This is a genomic window from Calothrix anomala FACHB-343, assembly GCF_014696435.1.
GTDB lineage: Bacteria > Cyanobacteriota > Cyanobacteriia > Cyanobacteriales > Nostocaceae > Aulosira > Aulosira anomala_A.
This window is the reverse complement of the sequence record NZ_JACJQG010000074.1, coordinates 17,204-41,179: the sequence shown is the minus strand read 5'-3', so window position 1 is coordinate 41,179 and position 23,976 is coordinate 17,204. Positions and strand designations below refer to the sequence as shown.

The following is a 23,976-nucleotide window of genomic DNA, read 5'->3' as shown; positions in this document are numbered from 1 at the left end:
AAAGTAAAGTTGCTAGGAGAGAAAGAGTGGTAAAGGTAGTAGTTCTCAAACTTAGAACCGAAGGAACTCAACAGGATTTTGCGGTTAACTTAGAAATAGCCAATAATGGTGAGTATCCCTTTGCTCAAGTTTTGGGTACTTTGCCTAAATCCCTAGAAGTTGACACCCACCATGATAACTGGCAAAATGCCTACCGAGATTTAGATATACAACGTCGATTTGGTACCCCCCAAGCTGGGAGAACTAGCAAAGATCCCCAACAATGTAGCATCTCAGCTACAGAGTTAAAAAATAGCATGAAGCAATGGTTTGACCATCCGCAGTTTAGCAGAGTTCGCGAAACAATATATAGAGAACTCAACCGCAGCGATGAAATTCGCCTGCTGATTCAAACCGAAGATAGTAAATTACGTCAATTACCTTGGCATTTATTTTTTGATAGTTTTCTCGATTTATATCGCCAAGCCGAAATTGCTCTATCCTCATCTGAGTATTATAAACCAAATATTTCATCAGCCAATAAAAGAAGCAGAATTAGAATTTTAGCAATTTTGGGAGATAGAACAGGCATTGATTTAGAAGCCGATATCAAAGAATTGAGGAATTTACCAGATAATCCCGAAATAGTCTTTTTAGCAGAACCACAACGTCCCCAATTAGATGATTATCTGCGGGATGAAACAGGCTGGGATATTCTATTTTTTGCCGGACATAGTTCCAGCGATAAAGAAGTAAAAACAGGTTATATTAATCTCAATCAAACAACAAAATTACAAATTAGTGAATTAAAATATGGCTTAGTTAGAGCCTTAGAAAGAGGTTTGCAACTAGCAATTTTTAACTCCTGCGACGGTTTAGGATTAGCGCAAGAACTAGCCGAACTGCATATTCCTCAAATTATCGTCATGCGGGAACCTGTCCCCGATAAAGTTGCACAAGCATTTTTAAAGTATTTTCTCCAAGATTTTTCTCGTAGTAAACCGCTATATTTAGCAGTCAGAGAAGCCAGAGAAAGACTAACTGCTTTAGAATCTGACACGCCTAATGCTAGTTGGTTACCAGTTATCTATCAATTACCAAATAAATTACCTCCCACTTGGGGTGATTTATGTCCCAAAATCAGCAATTCACCACATCAAGAAACCACCCAATCTCCCCCAACAAAACCATCTCCTAAACCAGCGACAACCAGCCAGCAGGATAACATTAATAAAAAATCTCCTGTACAACCGCCAATAAATACCGCTACACCCAAAACCACAGCATCACAACCATTAAATACTAAAAATCTAACTGATTATATTAAAAGTTTACCGAAAACTAAAGAATATCCAGTTTATCAAGTTTTTGGAGTCATTTGCAGCTTTTATCAATATGAAATCGCCACACCTCCAGAAATTCTCCCCCTATGTTTACCGGAATATTCTTCAGCAGCAGTTCAAAAAGTAGTTGATATTGCTATTAATCACGAATTAAAAAATCTCGTGCTGGCTAGCGTACAAGGAAGATTTCAACGCTTACAAGTAATTGATAATGTAACACTGCAAAAAGCTATTGCAATTTATCCCCCCAAATCTGCAGAAAAATATTTAACCACAGCAATTCCCGCTCTAGCACCAACTCAAGAAATCCATCAACGCTGGATCTCCCATTGCTTGAGAGGTTTAGCTACTAATGGTGAAGATAATTTAGTTTTAAAAATTCTCCAAGATTATCCAGATAAAATCTCCGCACTTCAACCCCAGGAAAATTCTTCAGAATGGCCAGTTTGGATTAAAATGTATGCTGCATTGCGACAAAAACACCCAGAAGATAGCAAAATCCGCAGCAAGCATCTAGGGTTAATTTCACGCTACGGTACAGAGGAACAGAAACGTAGCGTCATTGAAGAAACTAAATCTTGGCTCTTGAAGCATCCACAGGAGAGAGTTCTGCAGCGCCTATACTTAGCCTTGGTAGCTCAAAGTGGCAGTCAACAACAACAACAACAAGCGATCGCACAAACTACCACTTGGTTGCAAAATAATTACTCCAGTCTGCAGAATGCCCTACCTCAAGATAAAACCATCAGAGACGAGTTAATTCCCTTATTACAAAAATTCATTAATCTAGCCCTCGATAATTATCCCCAAAATCGCGACATTTACCAAATATTATTTAAAACTTTTGGCTGGTTTAGAGATTACTTAAATGAAAAGCATTGTGACTTATTAGCTACCTTTATTGTTCATCACCCCTTAAATATTCCCATCACTGATTGGGTACAATTTATTAACGCCGCCAATATCCTGCGAGATTTTCATAATGACTTTAAACAAGCGCAAAAGACATATTTACAAGTTTTAAATGCAGCAAAATCTCAAACAAGTAAACCAGGTGTCAGTCAAGAAATTAAACGAATCATCCGCTATACACAATTAAATTATGCTCGTCTGTTAATTATCCAACCTGCACCCAAACCTGATGAAGCATTGCAATATTTAAAAGATGTAATTGCAGATAATCCTAAACATGGTTTGGCGCACTTATATATAGCTCAGTGTTATCAACTTAAAGGTGCAAATTTTGCTGCCAAAGTGCGAGAGTACTATCAAAAAGCTATTGAATTAGATAGAGAGAAAAATGGGTATTTTTGGTATGAGTTCGGTTGTTTTTATCGCTACATCTTTAAGAATAGCGCCCAAGCTCGTAACTGTTTTGACGAATCTCTCAAGCAAAAGCCAAATCTCGGTGCATACGTGGAACTAGCAGATTTAGAAGCAGGAAGTAATAACTTTTCTCGTGCTAGAGAATTACTGCAACAAGGATGTAACCTAGAACGTTTAATTCGTCGGGAAAAATATCAGTGGCGACAATTAACCCCACGTATCCAAAACATTGAAACTCGCATTAATAATCATTTCAAAAAATAATTTTTTTAGTTTTTGTAATCTTTAAATAACAGCTAAATAGGAGAATATCTATGAGCGACTATCCAATTAAAAAACCAGAATTTGCCTATCCCCATTTATTAGTATTTGATACTCTAGCTTTATTGAGTGCAGATAAATCCAAGAGACTCCAAGTCTGGAGAAATAACGAACAACTGGGAGAATGTTATATACCTGGAGCTACCTACGCCGAAATTAGTCGCATATCTCAAGATAGAAAAAATTCAGATTTTGAATCAGCCAAAGAATTTTTGGAGTTTGTTGGTAAAGGTAGTCGCTACAAAATTCAACCAAAGGAAGATAATCGTCAAATTCCCCTAGATAACGAGAAAGATAGACAAATTCTCGCTTGCGCTCATCGTTTAGCTAGAGAAAATCCCAATAGTGTAGTTATCCTAGTTACCTACGATCGGACGATGAAAGGTTTAACTGGACAATCTGGCTTACCAAATTTCTGCACTCTAGCAGCCAAAGACTTATCAGATTGGTTTTTTCTCGATTATTACCGAGGTAAAGTACCACAAGCTGTTGACGATGCTTACCAAAGAATGAAACGGTTACAGCCTGCTAATAGTAATAATCATAAATCAGCAAATGATTTTCCTAAACCCAATCTTCAACCCCATAACAAAAAAAATAAACCAAAGCTCAAAGGTAATAGCCAATCATGGCATAAAAATCAAAGTCCTCAACATACATCCAAACCAACAAAAAAACCGGGTTTAAATCCTCTGATTATTGCTGTCGCTGCTGCTTGTGCTGCGATAATTGCACTGCCAGCAATTAACAACTTTATAGGCAATAATTCAGGAACCATCGTTGCGCAAGCTGTTACTGACAGTAAACCTGTGGAACCAACCCCGGCTAACCTGATTTCTCAAGCTGAATCATCGATTATTCAATTTCAAAGTACTAAAGAACCATCGATTTTGAGACAGGCTTTAAATGAACTGCAAAGTCTCAAAAATCAACAAGGATTGCGCTTAGATAAAGAAGGAGAACAGCGCCTAAGTAGACTTAAGCATAAGTATGCTATTGAAGTCCTAGCTTCATCAGGACAAAAAGCAGAAGCAGTAAAAATGCTGGGAGAAATTCCCTCAAGTTATAGCGATTATAAAAGTATGACAAAATCCCTGAACAAGTTAAAAAGATAATATACCTATAGTTTGTCTAACAAACAGAGTACACCTATATAGGTGTAGATAGGAAAAACATGATCTCAGCGCCTAAAGTACCATCAGACAGTACTTTAGGTAGCATATTGAACCACAGATTAAGAAGAATTTTTTACTGGTAATTTAGATATATTCTTCATAAAACTGGGCATCATTAACATAACTACACCAATTGGGAATTGGAAGTTATACTGTTTCAACTTATACCAAAATTTCTATGTCAGATCCCAACATTGGTCGCTTACTTAGCAAACGCTACCAGCTTCAAGAATTAATCGGTACCGGCGCAATGGGCCGAGTTTACCGTGCTAAGGATGTGTTGTTGGGAGGAGTACCGGTAGCAGTGAAATTTCTGGCGTTGTCCATCCAGAATGAAAAAATGCGCTTGCAAGAACGTTTTGAGCGTGAAGCTAAAACCTGCGCCTTACTTGGACAAAAAAGCATTCACATTGTCAGAGTGATGGACTATGGTGTTGATGAAAAGAATACGCCCTTCTACGTCATGGAATATTTGCAAGGGCAAAGTTTGAGTCAAATTATTCGCTTGCAAAATTTGACTGTACCTAGATTTTTGAGTATGGTACGGCAAATTTGCTTAGGGTTACAGTGTGCCCATAATGGTATCCCTGTTGATGTTGATGGCTCAGTTTACCCAATTATTCATCGCGATATCAAGCCGAGCAATATGCTGGTAATTCAAGATCCCAGCTTTGGCGAATTAGTCAAGGTTCTCGATTTTGGGATTGCGAAGTTACTTCAATCAGATGGTAATGTAACTAACTATTATCTCGGTACTCTTGCTTATTCTTCGCCAGAACAAATGGAGGGTAAAGAACTAGACAACCGCTCTGATATTTATAGTCTGGGCGTGATGATGTATGAGATGCTGACAGGGACAATGCCATTAATTCCGGCGACTTCTTCTTTTGGAGCCTGGTATAAATTACATCGCTATCAAGCGCCAACTCCTCTTGCTGAAGCTGCGCCTAATTTGGTAATACCTAAGCAATTAGAAAATTTAGTGCTGAATTGTCTTGCGAAAGACTCAGGCGATCGCCCCCAAAATATCGGTGAAATCCTCACTACTTTAGCTGATATAGAACAACATTTACACACACGTTTAGTTGTATCAGAAAAGAATGTAGTCAATCCCGAGCAAAATAGCGATCGCGCTGTTAAAGCTGAGTTAGCACTAAAGCCACAGTTAGATTCAAAACCATCTGATTCCCAGGCAAAAATCACTACTAGCTATACTTGGCCTGCTAGTAAACCCATTGCGGATATTGTTTTTCCCCAAATCATCACTACCAATGCGGGAACTTTACCATCTCTGTGGATTATGCTACCCCAAGAGGAAATTGAAAAGCGCTTAGTCTGTAAACGCTATAACCAATTTATGTTTATTCCTATTCCTCACCCTATGCTGTTGTGGATTACTGTCATCTATAACCGTAAATATGGCCCTAAATGGTTACCTTACTACTTAGATCTTAAAACCAGTTTCGGTCAAGAAATCACCAATCTCTTAGGAAAAACCGGTCAATATCGTCTGTTACTATTTTCTCGAGAAACACCTACTAGCTGTTCTCATGTTTTAACTTCTACTATTGCCCCTGCTCAATGCGAAAAATTACAAGAATGGGCAAAAAATAGCCAAATTCTCGTTTCTGCGGCTGAACCCCAAATGAGTAAAGGTTTGCTTAAGCGCGAGTATGAAAAAATTAAACCCAAGATTTTAGCCAAATTGGAAAGTGTGAATACTAATTCTCAGTTTGACCTTTCTGGGTAAGTTGGCGCAATTAAAGATAACTAGTTAGGGTTGTCATTGGTCATTTGTCATTTGTCATTGGTCATTTGTCATTGGTAAGGGTTTCAAGGCTTGTTTATTTTCGTAATATAATGATGTGCGATCGCCTACTTACTTACATGACAGATTGAGTAAATATTAATACAATTAATTCTCAGTGAATGGTTTACCGTTACGCTGATCTGTCTAGATTAAGTCGAAGTTTACATTACTTATGGATTCTTAAGAGTAGTTACGGCAATAAAGTTAAGTTTTATTAATAAAGATCTATATCTAGTTGTAAGTTGTATTTATAAAAAATATAATTAGCAACGGTAAGACTTATAGAAGCTGCGACAGTTGAAACTTCTACAAGAATTACTCTGTACAGAGTACAGTAGCCTCATTGATTGTGCATATACATGACTATTCAGATAGTTAACAGTCATTTGTTTGCTAGGGTAAATGGTCAGTTTTAAATGCGCACTGCGAATTTAGCCTCATGGCTATGAAGCAATAGATTATTTGGTTGTTTGATTTGTTGTCAGTTTTAGGGAAGTGCCTATCGAAGTTGACGCCCCAGCATCCCCAGCTCCTTTCCTCCTTGGAACCGAGCAAGAGAAGGAGGTCGCCCACTGCGACAATAGAAGAAATCTATGCCCAAGTGGAGCCGGAATCTAAGCCCCATTGGTGCTTAAGTAGTTCTTGATAAGTTGCTTCGCGCACGACCATTTGCTCATATAGCTTGACTAAAAAGTCTTTGGCTTGGTCATGGCTCATGTGCTGTACTTGAGTAGCGAAGGAGCGAATGCTAAATTGTTGCTCCAAGGACAGTTCAATTGGTCCGTTCATAGTTAACTCCAGAAAAAACAACGTGTAAAGGTTATCTTGGTGCGGGTGAATGAGGTGTCAAAGGATAGTATTGGGATTGCTATTCGTTCAACCTTTGTTCCTCTGTTATTAAGAAAGATAACAATAGTTTGACGAATTTGACTACATCCTTATGGATTAATTTTCCCTACTTACTTATGGGTTATTTTTCAGTTGGGTTAGTTGACCGCTAACTCTACTGACATACAACTGAAGTCTGTCCGCCAAGACAGATTTCGTTAATTTGCTTGTTTGGCTAAACCAGGAGGGTTGAGGCCTGGTTTCCGTTTGCCATCTCCTTTAAGATTTTCTTAAGAAGAGATGCTCAAATAAGTGGGTAAATTATTATATTCTCTATACCTCATTAACCGCAATAAGTCAATCTAACAAAATAGATAAAACTAGCCTCCTGCGGGTAAATAGGAGGCTAGCAATATTTCTATCAAGTTGTCAATTGAAAAAATGCTCAGATTGAACAAATTGCTGAGTATATTTACTAAAAAGTAGTCTGAGTATAGATATTTTGCGATCGCTCAAGGTATTTTTTAACGAGGGGAGACATCAAGTCAATAGTCAATAGTCAATAGTCAACAGTCAATAGTCAACACTATTTCCAAGTTAGCCCCTAGCCCCTAGCCCCTGTTAATTCTCAGCAACAGCGACGAGGGCGACTGTGATGTTATCATGCCCACCGTGGGCTTTAGCAGCCTCAACTAGAGATTCGGCGGCTTTTTCTAACATGGAGTCTTGAAGACAGTCAGCGATTTTTGGCTCGATGAGTTCTTCTGTTAAACCGTCACTACATAAAAGTAAGCGATCGCCTATTTTCACATCTAAAGACTGAACATCGACTTGATGTAAGTCTTCTCGTCCCAAACAGCGCGATAAAACATGACGGAAGGGATGATTTCTGGCTTCTTCAAAGGTAATATCACCCAGTTTAATGGCTCTGGCGACCCAGGTATGGTCTTCGGTGATTTGTTCTAATTCTTCTCCCCGTAGGCGATAAAGGCGGGAGTCACCCACATGGGCGCACCAGGGACTCTCAGGTTCGCGAAAAATCAGCACGACTACCGTTGTACCCATGTCAGCACGTTCGGGGTGATTTTGCTGATCTTGCAAAATCGCTTCATTAGCTTGCCATAAAGCTTGGACTAGTAATTCCTGAGAAGATTGGGAAGATTCCCAATTAGCTGTTAAATAGGCTTGAATTTCCTCAGTTGCAATCCGGCTAGCTTCCTCTCCGCCAGCATGTCCACCCATACCATCAGCAACGATGCAAAATCGCTTCTCTGGGTCAATATAGTAAGCATCCTGGTTATTAGATCGAATAAGTCCGGGATCGCTAAGACCCGCGAAGTTAAGTTCCATAAATTTATACTGCGATTTATACTGGCAAGATTAATACATACGGTCAGAACGTTCAAGACGTAAAAGTAAGCGGATGAGTAAAAAGGCGATCGCGGCGGCGATTAAACCAGCGAAAACAGCTAACCAGACAAATTTATTCACCAATAAAATTGTGGCTGAAAGCGTAAATCCACTGATTAGTAAAGCATAGCTGATACCAATTTGTATATTGCTTTGCCGTCTCAGTAAACGTTCTGTTTCTAGAGAACGGACGCGCATCCGCATATCGCCCCGCTCTAATTTTTCTAGCGTGTCTTCTAATCTCCGTGGTAGCCCAAAAGCAGTAGTACTTACTTGTACTGCTTGGCGACTTAATTCATTGAGGAAGCTATTGCTTTCAGCACCATTCATATTGGTCATTAGCTGCATTGCATAGGGTTTGGCAACTTCCATAAAATTAAATTCTGGATCTAAGCCTTTGCCGACTCCCTCAAGAGTGGAAAAAGCTCGCATCACAAAAGTGAAGGTTGCGGGAAATCTAAATGGTTGATTATACGCTATTTCGTACAGGTCGTCACTGATGGCGGCCACTGATTGATTTTCAAAGGGCTTATCCATGAAATTGTCCAGCATGTACTGAACAGAACGCCGCACGGGCCCCATGTCATCGACGGGAGCGATCGCGCCTAAATCGATCAGGGATTGGACTACGCGATCGCCATCTTTTTGGGCGATCCCAAACAGCGTTTGCATCAAGCCTTCCCGGACGTTCGATTTAATCCGCCCCATCATCCCGAAATCGTAAAATATCAAATCGCCATTAGGGCCGACAGCAATATTTCCGGGGTGGGGATCGGCGTGGAAAAAGCCATTATTTAGGAGTTGAATTAAGTAAGCTTGGGCACCATAACGAGCGATGAGCTTGCGATCTAAACCCGCAGCTTCTAATGCTTCGTATTGGCTAATTTTAATACCAGGGACGTATTCTAATGTCAGTACTCGCGATGAAGCGTAACGCCAATATACTCTCGGTACTTTCACCCAATCATGGCCGCGAAAGTTCCGCCGAAATGTATCGGCGTTACGTCCTTCATTTAAGTAATCAATTTCTTCCCAAAGAATCCGACAACATTCTTCGTAAATGCCAATCCAATCTCTTCCCTTCCCCCATTTGGGATGGTTTTGGAAATAACGGGCGATTCCCTTAAGAATTTGTAAATCTATTTCAAATAATTTTTTTAGTCCCGGACGCTGTACTTTGACAACTACAGCTTCGCCACTATACAGCACAGCTTTGTGGACTTGTCCCAAACTCGCAGCCGCTAGAGGAATTGGGTCAAAATTCTGGAAAAGTTCCGGAATTTTCTTACCTAATTCTTGCTCAATAGTTTTTTCTACTTGTTCATAGCTAAAAGCCGGGACTCTATCTTGTAACTTTGCCAGTTCTTCTACATACTCAACCGGAAATATATCAGCACGAGTAGAAAATAACTGCCCGACTTTAATAAAGGTAGGCCCTAAGTCGAGTAAGGTATTGCGAATCCAGATAGCTTGTGCTTTCCGCCTTGCAGCTTGTTTAGCCTCAGTTATACCGCCAGGATAACTCCAAGCTTTGTTATAACGCCAAAGCTTGAACATTAAGGTCAAAACGAAAGACCAAATATCTACAAAGCGCCGTCTACTAGAATAATTTTCCCGATTCCAACGGTATGCCTTGTCCGAATAACCTTTTTCCATATTGTTTGCGTACCGTTGGTTTTTAGCCGAATCACTTGGAAGAAAAGACACTCTGATTCCTAAACTGTTTGCGATCGAATGTCATTCGTCTTGTGTCATTTGTACATAAATCTTGACGAATGACCAATGACCAATGACCAATGACTAAATATGCTTCCTAGCGGATTTTACTCAACTCTTAGACTGAAGTACTACGATACTTTTGCAATTCGGTACGTAATAAGGCGATTTCTGCCCGTAGTTCATCAATCATTGCTTGCAAGTCTACAGACTCAGATCCACTGGGGCCCCGTACTGTGGTAGTTTGACCAGTACCAGCAGCCTCGGCAGCTCGATTTGCTCTTTCGATAACTTCATCTGTAAACTGGCGTAACTGTTCTCTAGCTTCGGCGTCAAATTTGCCCAGTTCGCTTAAAGCATCTGTCAAAGCGACTTCTAAGCGTTCGTTGACTACTTCAGCTACAGCTCTACCAACAAAAAAGGCTTGCAAAATTGGGTTACTCATAAATTTTTGTTACGTCTGTCCGCAAGAGAATTATAACTTGCTCCAATGCTTTGCGGCTTCTACTGTGGAGATATAAATTGGCTGGGTGGTTTTAGGTTGATAGCAATCCTATTTGATATGGGGATGAGGGAAGGGGACAAGGGGGACAAGGAGGACAAGGAGGACAAGAAGGACAAGGAAGATAGGTGTTTGTAATTTCTAAAGTGCTATTTTTAGCAACAATTAAATTTGTTGATTCGTAGTGAGGACTTTAGTCCTCAAAATCAGGACTGAAGTCCTCACTACAGCGTCAGTAATTCTTGATAATAAGGTTCTGGGTTCCTGGGTAAATAATTTGTCATTTGCAATGCTTGGTTGCTCAACTTGAAACTTTGAGTAATGTTGATGCGGCTGAGGAAATCTAGATCGTGGGAAATTACCCAAAGGGCACCTTGGTAATTATTGATACCTGTGACCATTTGGTCAACGGTTTGAATATCCAAGTTATTGGTGGGTTCATCGAGAATTAACAGGTCGATTTCACAGATACTAATAATGGCGATCGCTAATCTGGCTAATTCACCGCCACTCAATACAGATGCGCTTTTGTGAACTTCATCATATTTAAATAGAAAGTGTCCTAGCTGTTGACGCAGCAATTGATAGGTGAGGCTAGGATTTGCAGCTTGCATATTTTCCAGAATCGTCTGCTGGCGGTTGACGATTTCATAGGTTTGGTCGAGGTAGACAGCTTTCATGGCTGGTGCGAGTAAAATCTCACCAGAATCTAAAATTGCTGTTTGCGGTTTCATTCCTAAGATGGCTTTGGCGAGAGTCGATTTACCTGAACCATTCGCGCCCACAATGGCAATGCGATCGCCTGATGTCACATGCAGTTGTATATTTTGTAGTAGTAGCCTTTCTGATACCCAAAGATTTGCATTTTGAATATCAATTAAATTACGCCGCTTTTGACCTTTTTCGGCTAATTGGATGCTGGTTGCTTTCGTGGTTTTTACTTTAGTTTCTAATACTTTGTCAGTTGCTTTTGCTACAGCTATTTCATGTTTCTTTTTCGCATTCCCTGCTGAAGCTTCGGCTTTAGTTTTAATCAAGCCTGCTGACATGCGGTCAATACTACCATTAAGGAATTTATCACGCCCACTGCGCTGGGATTGAGCGGCGCGTTGCTGTTCTTGCATCGCTGTGGTTTGAGTGCGCTTGAGTTCTTTTCTGGCTACTTCATGCGATCGCACTGCTGCTTCTAACTCTATCTGTTTTTGCTGGCGATATGCAGAATAATTACCCCCATATACCTTTACACCCTCAGGCGTAAGTTCCCAGGTAATATTTGTCACCCGATCCAAGAAAAATGGCTTGTGGGAGACGATGACATAAGCACCAACGAAATTTTGCAGAAACAGACTTAAACTTTCTAGCGCTAACAAATCCATGTGGTTTGTTGGTTCATCAAGTAAGAGTAAATTTGGTTCTTGCGCTAAACCAATCGCGACAAATAGTTTTGTCAGTTCGCCTCCACTTAATTGATTTATGGGTAAAGATAAATCGAGGTTAGTCTGAAATTGCGTCTGTAAAATTTCCTCAATATTCCACCATTCATCTGAAGTAGAACTCAAAAAATCGAGTACTGTCTCTGCATTAATAGATTGTTTGATTGTACTAATTTGAGGTAAATAATAAACAACACCATGACGCGAAACTGAACCTTGATGAGGAATGATTTGTCCTGCAAGTATCTTCAACAAAGTGGATTTACCTACACCATTACAACCGACTAAAGCAATCTGTTCTCCCATGCAGATATTGAGATGAACTCCCTGAAATAGAGTTCTATCTAAGCCGAGTTTATAACCAACATTCTCAGCGAATAAAATTGAATTTTTATGCATCATAAATTGAAATTTTAGTAATTTGATATTTAATCCAATGCACAATGAAATACTAGGGATATAAAACTGCTGATAACACACGGGAAAATTATCAGCTATCCCCAGATAAAATAAACAAAGTTTTGCTGAGTTTTGTTAAATCATTGGTTTTTATTATACTTAAAGCTGAGAATAAGGTGCGTTACACTACCCTTTGGGAAGCCACTACATGTCTACGTGATAACACACCCTACTGGATTGACATGCCTAATTTGGTGCAAAAAAATTTGTAGAGAGCAAGAAAGCATAACAGCCAACACTCTGATATTGGGCTAACTTGCTAATTTCTTGATGAATGTTTTGGCAAGGTTGCGTTTCGGCAACACTTTTTGTTACTACTTCATGTCAGCTAGATTAATTGAGGCGTTTTTAGATTTAACTTTATCTACATCTGACAATAACACATTTCCTGAAAAATACTCAAGATGATTCTCAACTTAGTACACAATTTCATGAATTCATAGCAAATTGGCTTGGGAAATACTCTGCGAAACTTTGCGCTAACCTCCGCGTTCCTTTGCGTTTAAATAGTACGCGCTTTGGGGCATGGCAGTGCCAGTGCCCCTACAATCAACGATAATCTGAATTTTGCTGCGCTACCAGATACCCGATTTTATGCAGAAGTCGGGTATTTGATTGCTAAAATTTTTTGAGCTACTTCTTCTGGAACCGGCATTACTGATAAGCGATTTCCGTTTCTGACTAAAAGTAATTCTTCAGGCGTAAACTTTTCTTTCAGGATTGCTAGAGATATCGGCTGGATGAAACTTTCTACAAATTCTACATTAACTGTTTGCCATCGAGGAGATTCAGGGGTTGACTTTGAGTCATAGTATTTGCTGGTTGGTTCAAACTGTGTCGGATCGGCAATATCTGTTTTACTAATACGCATTAACCCAAAAATACCTGGCGGATTACTATTTGAATGATAGAAAAATGCTAAATCTCCTATTTTCATTTGACGGAGAAAGTTACGCGCTTGATAATTACGAACGCCATCCCAGATAGTCTCTGTTTGTTTTTCTAGATCGCTGATGCTATAAACTTCTGGTTCGGACTTCATTAGCCAATAATTCATCGATTTTATGGTCTTTACTTGGTCTATGGAGGATTATTGTAATATACGCTAAAGAGAGTGCATTAATCTGGTTAACGCACTCTTTGATAAAATTCACATTTTGCTGTTAATATCAACTGACTAATCTATGAGCTAACGGCAACTGCAAAAGGCTCTAAAATGGTAATTAATTTGACATTAAATTCTGCATCAAATACAGGCTTTTTGTAATCTAAGCTCCAGAGTTCTAAGGCACAATCATCGTCAGGATGAGCGGGGAAAATACGCAATTGTACTTCCTGAATATGGGGATAATATTCGCACTGTATACGTTGAATTGCGCCAATTTGTCTTCGGTCGAGAGCTACTGCTAATCGTAATATTGCACTCAATTGGCTAACGATTTGACGTTGTTGTTTAGTCAGGAGGTTGCGGAAATTTTCGTGCTTTTTCTTGGGTGGAGATTTGCGATGATATCTAGCTAAATTAGCGATGATTTCAATTTCGGTTTCAGTATAACCGAGTAATTCACTATTACGAATTAGATAGTAAGAGTGTTTATGGTGAGATGAATGGCTAACATAGTGACCGCAATTATGTAAAATTGCTGCTGCCCATAGTAATTGTCGTTCTTCTGTACCCCAGAAATGTAATTTATTTTGCGTTTGGTCAAATATACTGAGGGCGAATTTGGCGATGCGATCGCAATGTTCTAAATTAATTTGGTATTTATTTGCTTGTTTGAGTACACTTCTCTGGCGAACTGAACTTTGAAACCGCAGTTTATCTTCAATTAAACCGTGGGCTAGCATCCAGTCTACAATTACACCTTCACGCAGCGCCCGTTCGCAAATTGTCACTGATTCTACACCCAAAAGCGTCATAGCTTCCTGTAATATTACTGCGCCAGCTAGTATAACTTCTGACCGTTTCTCTGGCATACCTGGTATCACACTGCGTTCGATGTTACTTAGTCTCCGCAAGCGGTTTACCCAATCTCGTAAATCTTTGAGGGTTAATTGGTAACCGTTGAGTGTGGAAGGAACAAAACCTAATTTTTCTCTAGCATTAATTAGGGCTAAGGTTTCAATGGTTCCGGATGTACCAACTAAACGCGGTGTTTCGCCAAATTTGAGGTTTGCTAATACTTCTTCTACGGAACGTTCTAGCATTCCCCTAGCATAAGCTTGGAGGTACTGAAACTCTGTGTTACTGATAGGATCGGTTTTAATTAACTCGGTAGTTAAGCGCACTGCACCGATTTTTGTGCTGGTGAGGGTGCGGGGTTCGTTGCTATCCCCTAAAATTAATTCTGTGGAACCACCGCCAATATCAACAATCATGTGCGGTTGGTTGTGAAATTCCATCCCCGACAGTACACCCAGGTAGATGCGTCGCGCTTCTTCTTGTCCAGAAATTAAGTCAACGCTTAAACCTAAATCAACTGCGATTTTCTGGAGAAAGTCTTTACCATTGGGCGCTTCGCGGACGGCGCTAGTAGCTACAGCTACTATAGTTTCGGCGTTAAAGGTTTTAGCAACTTTCTGAAACCGTCCTAAAGCCGCGATCGCTTTTTCTATGATCTCTGGTTTGAGATCGCCGGTGACTAAATTGCGATCGCCTAATCTCACCGTTTCTTTTTCTCTGGCAATAATACTAAAAGCCGGTAGTGTAGCGTCAATTTTGACTACTACCATGTGCAGAGAATTTGTCCCTAAGTCAATAGCCGCAATAATCCGGTTTTGCTTCACAGTCTGAGTCGGAAGGCTCACACAGTTAGCGGAAACTAAACTGAGCATCTTATTTTCTCTCTTTTAAAGAAAAATTTTAAAAACTGGTGCTTGAGGAAAATAAAAGTTACTTGGTTAGCAACTTTACCTAAGTTCAGAAGATTTACTCTGTTACTCACAACTCAATTGACCTTTTAGAAGTATCTAAAGATGCAAGTTTAGGTTGTGTTTTTACAAATAGCAAATAAAGATATTCTATAGATGTAAAGATGTGTAAATTCATCGACTGTAGGCAATTTCTTTATTTCTTCTTCACTTCTATGCTAAAAACGCCCCTAAGCAACCAAGAACCGATATGGCTGGTGATTATTCGGCTTTTGCGGTGGCATAAACCAGAAGGACGGTTAATTTTGATGATTCCTGCCCTTTGGGCTGTGTTTTTAGCAGCCGCAGGTAAACCACCTCTACCTTTGGTGGGGGTAATTATCTTAGGAACTCTCGCCACCAGTGCAGCTGGATGTGTTGTCAATGATTTGTGGGATAGGGATATCGATCCAGAGGTGGAAAGAACGCGCGATCGCCCCCTAGCAGCCCGTACACTGTCAATTAAAGTCGGGATTGCGGTGGGGATAGTAGCGCTAGCTTGTGCGGCTGTTCTGGCGTTTTACCTCAATCCCTTAACTTTTTGGTTATCTGCTGCGGCTGTACCAGTAATTTTATTATATCCAGGGGCGAAACGAGTGTTTCCCGTACCCCAATTAGTATTATCTATTGCTTGGGGTTTTGCGGTCTTAATTAGTTGGAGTGCAGTTACCCAAAATATTTCTCAACCTACATGGTTGCTTTGGGGTGCAACTGTATTATGGACTTTGGGATTTGATACTGTTTATGCCATGAGCGACAAGGAAGACGATCGACGCATTGGGGTTAATTCTAGCGCCTTGTTTTTTGGTAATTACGCTCCTTTAGCCATTGGTATCTTCTTTGCTGGCACAATTGCTTTACTAGGTTATTTAGGTATTGTCATCCATTTACACATTACCTTTTGGATTACCCTCGCGATCGCCACAATTGGTTGGATTTGGCAATCAGTACGTTTAAGTCAGCCAGATTTACCTAACCCTGTTTATGGTGAAATGTTCAGACAAAATGTTTGGATTGGTTTTATTTTACTTGCGGGGATGATTGCCGGCTGTTTCTAATTTTCCAGGTGCTACTGGTAATTATTAGCTAATAAATTTGCGGGTTGAGCATTGCTCAACCCTTTTTTTTGCTGATATTTGGTTTGTGCATTCACTCTATTGCAGTCTCAAACGTAATATTGAAATCCTCACAAGGCGGGGAAACCTTCGCAAGGGCGGGGAAACCCCGCCCCTACGATTTTAAATTGGTATTTTTCATGATTAAATGTCATGACAAAATTTTATGAATCATAAATTATTTTTTAATAATGCAGATTTAAATTTATATCCTGTGCGCCTTTAATAATTACGAATTAATAACTAGAAATTACGAATTATTAATTGCTTTACTGGTGATATTTTTACTATTTACGGTGAATAACTTCATGGAAATTTCATATACACAAAGTTTTTACAGAAAATAGATAAAGATTTCATCAAGTTTGGGTAGTGATATCCGAAATTCTACGGCTTTAGTTTAGTAGTTGGATATATAACGATGAATGTCTTATGTACCCGACACTGACGAAGCGATCGCATTTTGTAAAAATCGCCATGATAGTTTTATTCTCCCTTGGTAGCCTTGGTGTAGTTGGAGGGAGTTTTCTACTCAGAAAAGCTTTTAGCAGTTCTAATTTTCCGGAGATAGTCACCGATACATCACGTTATGCAGCAATACGTAATGAACTCATAGGTTATAGCTACCCAATCAAACATTTTCCGGCTACCATTCCTAATAATTCAAAAGATGTAAAAATTGCTTATTCTCCAGGGTTTTTACAGGGTGGGAGTTTTTTTCAAGTCAGGTTGAAAGAGTCGCCAGACAAGGTAAAACAATTACTGTCGCAATATAAAGGTGTGGCTAAATACCGATATATTGGCGGTGATACAAATGACCATACCAACCAACCAAACGGAGTACCTACGACGTTTTTTTATACAAGCGAAACATCAACAGATTCTTTTCCCCCCAGCTACGAAATCTTAGTATTGGATGCCCAAGATAAGGGTAAACCTGGCTTTAAATGGAATCATGGTTATAGCTATGGAGTAGCTATTGATAGTTCCACCTCAGATATTGTTTATTGGAGTGAGCAGTGGTAAAAAATATGGGCATAGGGCATAGGGCATGGGGCATAGGAAATATTCACCGATGACTAATGACCAATAACAAATGACTAATGACCAAAACAATTATTTGCGTCATGGGGCCGGGAGAGCAAGCAAAAGCGCGAGATTTGCAGAATGCTTATGAATTAGGCTGTTTAATTGCTCAAGAAGGCTGGATTTTATTGACTGGCGGGCGAAATGCGGGAGTGATGGATGCAGCCAATCAAGGTGCAAAATCAGCAGATGGGTTAACGCTGGGTATTCTTCCGGGATGCGATCGCAATAACATTTCCAACTATGTAGATATTGCCATCTTCACCGATATGGGAAGCGCACGCAATAATATTAATGTTCTCTCCAGTAATGTGGTTATTGCTTGCGGTATGGGTGCGGGAACGGCTTCGGAGATTGCTTTGGCTATCAAGGGAAATAAGCCTGTAATTTTATTAACTGACGATAGAGAAAGCCAAGCCTTCTTTAAAAAGCTGTCGCCGGATAATGTGTATATAGTTGAGAGTGCGGTGGATGCGATCGCAATTGCTAAATCATTAGTCAAATAGTCAATAGTCAATAGTCAATAGTCAATAGTCAATAGTCAATTGTTAGAGACGCGATGAATCGCGTCTGTACAATAGTCAATGCTCTACTGACAACTGACACCAATTTAAATAATGTTTGCGGCATATCAATATATTCTAGAGGTCATGGCATTGCCATGCCCCTACAATCCATTCTTTTTTTAATTGGTATGACAAATGACAAATGACAAATGACAAATGACAAATGACCATTAATATTTAAACTGATTGACGACTTTTTGCAAGTCTACAGCCATACGAGCTAGTTCTGTGGCGGCTTGGGAGGTGTTATTGGCTCCAATGGTTGTGGTTTGGGCATTGATGGCGACTATGCCGATGTTTTTGGCGATACCTGAGGTTCCTTGGGCGGCTTCGGCGATATTTCGGGCAATTTCGCTGGTGGTGACTGATTGTTCTTCTACGGCGCTGGCGATGGTGCTTTGTAAATCGTTGATTTGGTTGATAATGTCTGTAATTTGAGTGATGGCGGTTACAGCACCTTTGGTATCAGTTTGAATGGCTTCAATGCGCTGGCTAATATCTTCGGTAGCGTTGGCGGTTTGTTTGGCGAGTTCTTTGACTTCATTGGCGACGACTGCAAATCCTCTGCCTGCGTCTCCGGCTCTGGCGGCTTCGATGGTAGCATTTAAAGCTAGGAGGTTGGTTTGTTGCGCGATCGCAGTAATTACTTTAATGACTTTACCAATTTCTACGCTGCTTTGACCGAGTTTTGCAATATTTTGGTTGGTGCTTTCGGCTGTTTTTACGGCTTTGGCGGCTACGGTGGCGCTATTGGCGACGGTTTTAGCAATTTCGCGGATGCTGGCGTTCATTTCTTCCACCGCAGTTACTACTGTACTGCTATTTTGATTGACTTGTTCTGCTGAGGCGGATGCAGAGGTGGCTTGTTCTGCAGTTTGTTCGGCGTTGGCGCTCATTTCTTGGCTAACTGCGGTAAGCTCTTCAGCAGAAGATGCAACTGCGATCGCAACATCAGCCATTTGTTTGATGGAAGATTTCAAGCTACTAATCATCTGATTAGCATTATCGCTGAGTTGTTGAAATTCGCCGGCGTTGCGGGCTTTAATTTGTTTGGCTAAATTTCCTTGGGCGACTGCTAGGGTAACTTCGTTAATACTTTTAATTTGCTGGGCTAAGTTAGCAGACATTTGGTTTAAATTATCTAATAATTCTTGCCAAGCACCTGCTGCGGCTTTCACCTTGATTTTTACACCTAATTTTCCTTCTTTACCGACTTCATTAGCGAAACTGTTAACTTCATTGGCGAAGTTTTGATTTAAATTTACCCATTCATTAAAAACTGTGGCGATTTCACCTAAGCCATTATTTTCTACTGGGAGACGCACAGTAAAATCACCGTTTTTGGCGGCTATCATGGCTGCTAGTAATGGTTGCAATTGGGGTTCTGTTGTTCCATAATTAATTTCTCCTGTCTCTGGATTGTTATCTATATTATTGGGTTTTTTTCTGGTTCGATTTGTCGCCATTATCTAGCACTCCTAAAATTATGGATAAAATAGGACTTACGCAATAACTCTCCCAAACTCTCTTTACTTCGTGTTCTTTGCGTACTTCGTGGTTCGTTTTTTCATGATTTTGCGTAAGTCCTGTAAAATTAGTGAATAAAAGAGTTTTTCAAATTAAAATTCAGCACTTTGGCTGTATCTAAAACTAACAAAAATCCTGTGGCTATTGGGTAAGCACCTGCTAGCAACTGACGCATTCTTCCTGTGAGCGTGGCGGGTGGAGGTTGAAATGTCTCTGCTGGTAATGTTAGAACATCACCAACATCATCAACTAATAAACTAACTATTTGCTCATCTACACAAACAACTATATAAAATCCTGGGGGATCTTCTATGAGTTTAGCGGGTAAACCCATCGCCGATTTACCCATATCTAATCTTTGCTGTAAATCGATAACAGTTAAAATTTGTCCTCTGAGGTTAATTAAGCCACAAATATCTGGCGGTGCTAAAGGTACGGGTGTTAATGTGTGGGGACGAATCACTTCTTGGACATCATGTACGTTAATTCCAAATAAAATTTCCTGAATAAAAAAGGTGCAAAGTTGTTGTTCAGCTACCATAACTCGCTGACAATAAATAGGGGTTGGCAATTTGAATTACTGCATCAATGTCAATAATTTCTGTAATTTTACCTTGAATTACTGTACAAAAAAGTATGCCTGGTCTGCTAGGAATACCTGTAATTGTTAATGGTTCGGCAACAATGTCAACAATTCTATCAACTACTAAACCGACAGTTACATTTGGGTGAGGCGCAACAATGGCAATTTCTAATGTTTCGGTTGTTAATTCTAACTCTCGATGATGGCGATCGCTAAATATATTGTGTAAATCTATTAAGGGTAAAATTTGGCTGTGATGGCGAAAAACATATTGATTTGCTACTTTCTCTACAGCCGTGGCGGGAATTTTTTCTAACCGCAAGGCTTTGGTTAAGGGAATGCCCATCGGTGCAGCTTCCGGCCCGGTAAATAGTAAGATCATTTGGCGATCGCTTTCTGCATCGGGAATCTCTCCACCCGATTTACTGACTAATTGCTGCTGTTTTTGGCTGACACCTGCTTGTTTTGCTAACCCGACGACATCAATAATTAATCCCACTTTACCATCACCTAAAATTGTAGCGCCAGCAAATAAACATATCATATTTAGTTGCTGTCCTAGCGGTTTGACAACTATATCGAGGATATCTTCGATGGTGTCTACTACTAACCCAAAGCGATAGTTATCTACTTGCAAAATTACAATACTCAATGTTTCTAAATTGCTGCTGTTTTCTTGAGTTTGTAATACTTGATGCAAATAAACTAAAGGAATTAAATCTCCCCGCAAGCGATATACAGGTACATCGTAAATTCTCTCAATTTGCTGAGTTGCTGATTCTACTTCTAAACGAATTAATTCTTGTAAATTTACTTGAGGAATTGCATAGCGCTCGCCACTACTAGTAACAATTAATGCAGGAATAATTGTTAATGTCAAAGGCATTTTAATTTTAAATTTGGTGCCTTTTCCCGACTGACTCTCAATTTCAATAATCCCGTTAATTTTTTCAATATTTGTCTTGACAACATCCATTCCTACCCCTCTTCCCGACAAGCTGGTAACTTGTTCGCTAGTGGAGAAACCGGGTAAGAAAATTAAATCTATGGCTTGGGAATCGCTCATAGTTTGAGCTTGATTAGCGGTAATTAACCCTAGCTGTTGGGCGCGTTGTTTCAGTCTTTCTAGATTAATTCCTCTCCCATCATCGCTAATTTCAATATTGACTTTACCGCTTTCATGAAAGGCGCGCAGAGATATTTTGGCGAGGCTGGGTTTACCTTGAGCAGTACGTTCTGCTGGTGATTCAATGCCATGATCGATACAGTTGCGGATTAAGTGAGTTAAGGGATCTTTAATGGCTGCTATCATACTTTTATCGATTTCTGTATCTACCCCTAACATTTCTACTTCCACTTGTTTACCAGATGCGATCGCTAAATCGCGAATTAAGCGCGGAAATTTTTGCCAAATACTATTAATTGGTTGGAGACGAGTTTTCATGACTTGTTCTTGTAACTCGCCTGTAATTAAATTTAAGCGCTGACAAGCTGTATTTAAGCTATTGTCTTTGAGTTTGGCAGATAATCCCATCACTTGGTTGCGAGCTAACACCAGTTCCCCTACCAAGTTCATTACCCGCTCTAACAATCCCACATGAACGCGGATATGAGATTCGGAGGCGATATCGCTATCTAATGACTCTACAGACTCTCCAATTGGCGCTGATGGCGATGTAACTGTATCTGGTTGCGGCTGTTGCAATGCTGTTAAGGTTTGCGTCAGTGCTGTATAATCGCGATCGCTTTCTTGTCTGGTAGCTGCAATGACAGACAACATTTCCCGGATACTGTCGATGGTTTGCAGTAAAGTGCTGATGATTTGGGGAGTAATTGCTAAATTGCGATCGCGCAGACTCGAAAGCAAACTTTCCGCGCTATGAGCCAATGCTTCTAACTTCGGAAACGGTAAAAATCCACAGTTACCTTTAATGGTATGGAGCGAACGATAAATTCTGACTAATTCCTCGCCATTTCCCCCGTCTTTCTCTAATTGAATAATGTCTCGTTCAATGCGATCTAAATTCTCGTAGCTGTCAACGAGAAATGCTTCTATATCATCATCAATTTCGGCTAACTCCATCGGATTGCTAAATTGTAAACTCTTTATTCTAATATTAATAAGTCGCAAAAATCAATATATATCTCTCTAATGAGAGATGTTTATCTGACTAAATGCTGAAAATATAATGCTACACTTAAAAACGAAAGTAAAGATATACAATGTTCTTTTCGCTTTCAAATCAAGACATGAAGAATGGTTAGTGTCAAAATAGACAATGTTACAAATTTAAACGATGAAGCGATCGCTTGCTCAAATCCTATCGCCTTGAGATTTACATAAATTATATCCAACAAGTGTGTGCAAATGTATCTTGAGCAACTGAGTTTGTCAAAGAACCAGCAACTAATTAAACATTCACTGCCACAACTATTTGATATAGGCTACTAAAAGCTAAAAAAAGGAGATTAAACAGCCATTAACAATTCAAAATTCAAAATTCAAAATTCTCTCTTGGAAAGTTCTGATCGGAGGAAACCTCCGCTCAGACTTTCCGCAAAATTAAAGACATTTTCAGACGGGGATTTAAACCCCGACTGAAAATGATACTACGTATAGACGTAGGGGTCTTAAACCCTTTTATTTACGATAAATAGGTTAAAAAACTATAAATTTATGAAAAAATAATTATGTTTATTTGTAAACTTAATTATTCTTGAGGCTAAGTATAACCTGCAGATTATCAGAAAATAAATTTTTAGAGAAATGCCTAATTTTCCGTAATAATTTAGGCAGAGCCTAATTGGGCGATGTTGACAAGTGATAGATCAAAAGGGTAAAAGCTGATGACATTGGTGTTAATTATCGATGATGCAGCCTTTTCTCGCAGAATGATTCGCAAATTTCTGCAAGTAGATGGCTATGAAATCCTCGAAGCTAGTAATGGGCGTGAAGGATTAGACATGGTACACAAACATCAGCCAAATTGCGTCTTAGCTGATATTTTAATGCCGGATATGAATGGGTTTGAATTTTTACAAGCTATGCAAAATGAACAATTAAAAATTCCTACCATTATTATATCAGCTGATATTCAAGAAGGCGCACGCAATCAAAGTTATGAGTTAGGAGCAGTTAACTTTATTAATAAACCGCCGAAAGAAAATGAATTACGCGCAGCCGTCCAGGAAGTTGTGAATAAGGAATCAAGCAACAGATGAATGTGAATGTAACAGCAGAACAACTGGACGCTTTGCAAGAATTAATTAATATAGGAGTTGGACGAGCCGCAAGTTTATTAAATGAAATGGTAAATTCGCACATTCGGTTAGAAATTCCGTTTGTGAAAGTATTGACAGCTGCAGATGCTTATGAAGAATTAGCCGCGAGATTTCATGAGGATAGTTTAGCAGCTGTCAGACTCGGTTTCACTGGCCCCTTTTATGGCACAGCCGGCTTAATTTTTCCCACAGAAAGCGCTTCTACATTAGTTGCAGTGTTAACAGGAGAAGAAGCAGATTCAACAGATTTAGACGCGGTCAAAATTGGTACATTAAGTGAAATTGGCAATATTGTGATTAATGGGGTAATGGGTTCGATTGGTAACGTACTGAAGCAGCACATGAATTATACGTTACCTGTGTATCTAGAAGACAGAATCGAAAATTTACTAGCATCTGCCAATGTCAGTGAATCAAAAATATTGCTAGCTCAAGCGAGATTTACGGTGGAACAATTAGAATTAATTGGCGATATTATTTTAATCTTTGAGTTAGATACCTTTGATGCCTTGATTAATATTATTAATCAAGAAATGGAAATTTAAAAAATTAAAAAAGATAACCAAATACCAATTAGGAAAATATTCACAGTGGTCTGATGGAAA

18 protein-coding genes are annotated in these 23,976 nt (G+C 39.6%); 8 read left to right on the top strand and 10 right to left on the bottom strand.

What is annotated here, in order from left to right:
- The first annotated feature begins 26 nt into the window (after positions 1-26).
- From H6G08_RS30530 to H6G08_RS30520, 3 genes are all read left to right on the top strand, one after another.
- Entirely contained in the window at positions 27-2,912 is a 2,886-nt protein-coding gene (locus H6G08_RS30530) for a CHAT domain-containing tetratricopeptide repeat protein (RefSeq protein WP_190549995.1), read from the top strand.
- A 50-nt stretch (positions 2,913-2,962) separates the two neighbouring features.
- Positions 2,963-4,084 carry a PIN domain-containing protein gene (locus H6G08_RS30525; RefSeq protein WP_190549993.1) on the top strand — a complete coding sequence of 374 codons (1,122 nt, stop codon included), beginning with the start codon at positions 2,963-2,965 and terminating at the stop codon, positions 4,082-4,084.
- Between the two features lie 238 nt (positions 4,085-4,322).
- Positions 4,323-5,894, top strand: coding sequence for a serine/threonine protein kinase (locus H6G08_RS30520; protein ID WP_190549991.1), 1,572 nt, complete (start codon positions 4,323-4,325; stop codon positions 5,892-5,894).
- Between the two features lie 651 nt (positions 5,895-6,545).
- Here the strand turns inward: H6G08_RS30520 and H6G08_RS30515 are convergent.
- From H6G08_RS30515 to H6G08_RS30485, 7 genes are all read right to left on the bottom strand, one after another.
- Positions 6,546-6,743, bottom strand: a complete 198-nt coding sequence (locus H6G08_RS30515; RefSeq protein WP_190549989.1) for an NblA/ycf18 family protein — start codon at positions 6,741-6,743, stop codon at positions 6,546-6,548.
- A gap of 660 nt (positions 6,744-7,403) precedes the next feature.
- Positions 7,404-8,132: a Stp1/IreP family PP2C-type Ser/Thr phosphatase gene (locus H6G08_RS30510; protein WP_190549987.1), complete on the bottom strand. Its 729-nt coding sequence runs from the start codon at positions 8,130-8,132 to the stop codon at positions 7,404-7,406.
- Positions 8,133-8,162: 30 nt separating this feature from the next.
- A complete protein-coding gene (locus tag H6G08_RS30505) occupies positions 8,163-9,848 on the bottom strand; it encodes an ABC1 kinase family protein (protein WP_190549985.1) in 1,686 nt (561 codons plus the stop codon).
- Positions 9,849-10,026: 178 nt separating this feature from the next.
- Positions 10,027-10,353: a DUF6825 family protein gene (locus tag H6G08_RS30500; RefSeq protein ID WP_096642677.1), complete on the bottom strand. Its 327-nt coding sequence runs from the start codon at positions 10,351-10,353 to the stop codon at positions 10,027-10,029.
- Between the two features lie 281 nt (positions 10,354-10,634).
- Positions 10,635-12,245: a ribosomal protection-like ABC-F family protein gene (abc-f, locus tag H6G08_RS30495; RefSeq protein ID WP_242046339.1), complete on the bottom strand. Its 1,611-nt coding sequence runs from the start codon at positions 12,243-12,245 to the stop codon at positions 10,635-10,637.
- A 649-nt stretch (positions 12,246-12,894) separates the two neighbouring features.
- Entirely contained in the window at positions 12,895-13,359 is a 465-nt protein-coding gene (locus tag H6G08_RS30490) for an EVE domain-containing protein (protein ID WP_190549983.1), read from the bottom strand.
- 125 nt (positions 13,360-13,484) lie between these two features.
- A complete protein-coding gene (locus H6G08_RS30485) occupies positions 13,485-15,137 on the bottom strand; it encodes a Ppx/GppA phosphatase family protein (RefSeq protein WP_190549974.1) in 1,653 nt (550 codons plus the stop codon).
- Between the two features lie 251 nt (positions 15,138-15,388).
- On the opposite strand from H6G08_RS30485, the gene H6G08_RS30480 reads away from it, so the two are divergent.
- The 3 genes from H6G08_RS30480 (at position 15,389) to H6G08_RS30470 (ending at position 17,919) form a co-directional block, all read left to right on the top strand.
- Positions 15,389-16,270, top strand: coding sequence for a 4-hydroxybenzoate solanesyltransferase (locus H6G08_RS30480; protein WP_190549972.1), 882 nt, complete (start codon positions 15,389-15,391; stop codon positions 16,268-16,270).
- 489 nt (positions 16,271-16,759) lie between these two features.
- Complete coding sequence (locus tag H6G08_RS30475; RefSeq protein ID WP_190549971.1) at positions 16,760-17,353, top strand: hypothetical protein; 594 nt, start codon at positions 16,760-16,762, stop codon at positions 17,351-17,353.
- Positions 17,354-17,430: 77 nt separating this feature from the next.
- On the top strand, positions 17,431-17,919 hold the full coding sequence (locus tag H6G08_RS30470; protein ID WP_190549969.1) for a TIGR00725 family protein: 489 nt from the start codon (positions 17,431-17,433) through the stop codon (positions 17,917-17,919).
- Positions 17,920-18,149: 230 nt separating this feature from the next.
- On the opposite strand, the gene H6G08_RS30465 is transcribed toward H6G08_RS30470, so the two are convergent.
- The 3 genes from H6G08_RS30465 to H6G08_RS30455 all read right to left on the bottom strand — a co-directional run bounded on the left by H6G08_RS30465 (position 18,150) and on the right by H6G08_RS30455 (position 22,172).
- Entirely contained in the window at positions 18,150-19,445 is a 1,296-nt protein-coding gene (locus H6G08_RS30465; protein ID WP_190549966.1) for a methyl-accepting chemotaxis protein, read from the bottom strand.
- A 128-nt stretch (positions 19,446-19,573) separates the two neighbouring features.
- Positions 19,574-20,047, bottom strand: coding sequence for a chemotaxis protein CheW (locus H6G08_RS30460; protein WP_190549964.1), 474 nt, complete (start codon positions 20,045-20,047; stop codon positions 19,574-19,576).
- Entirely contained in the window at positions 20,037-22,172 is a 2,136-nt protein-coding gene (locus tag H6G08_RS30455; RefSeq protein WP_190549962.1) for a chemotaxis protein CheA, read from the bottom strand. Before H6G08_RS30455 ends, H6G08_RS30460 begins: the two co-directional genes overlap by 11 nt.
- Positions 22,173-22,936: 764 nt before the next feature.
- Here H6G08_RS30455 and H6G08_RS30450 point away from each other — a divergent pair.
- Together H6G08_RS30450 and H6G08_RS30445 are read left to right on the top strand one after the other, a co-directional pair.
- Positions 22,937-23,311: a response regulator gene (locus H6G08_RS30450; RefSeq protein WP_190549961.1), complete on the top strand. Its 375-nt coding sequence runs from the start codon at positions 22,937-22,939 to the stop codon at positions 23,309-23,311.
- On the top strand, positions 23,308-23,916 hold the full coding sequence (locus H6G08_RS30445; RefSeq protein WP_199322798.1) for a chemotaxis protein CheC: 609 nt from the start codon (positions 23,308-23,310) through the stop codon (positions 23,914-23,916). The genes H6G08_RS30450 and H6G08_RS30445 overlap by 4 nt, the downstream gene beginning before the upstream one ends.
- The last annotated feature ends 60 nt before the right edge of the window (positions 23,917-23,976 follow it).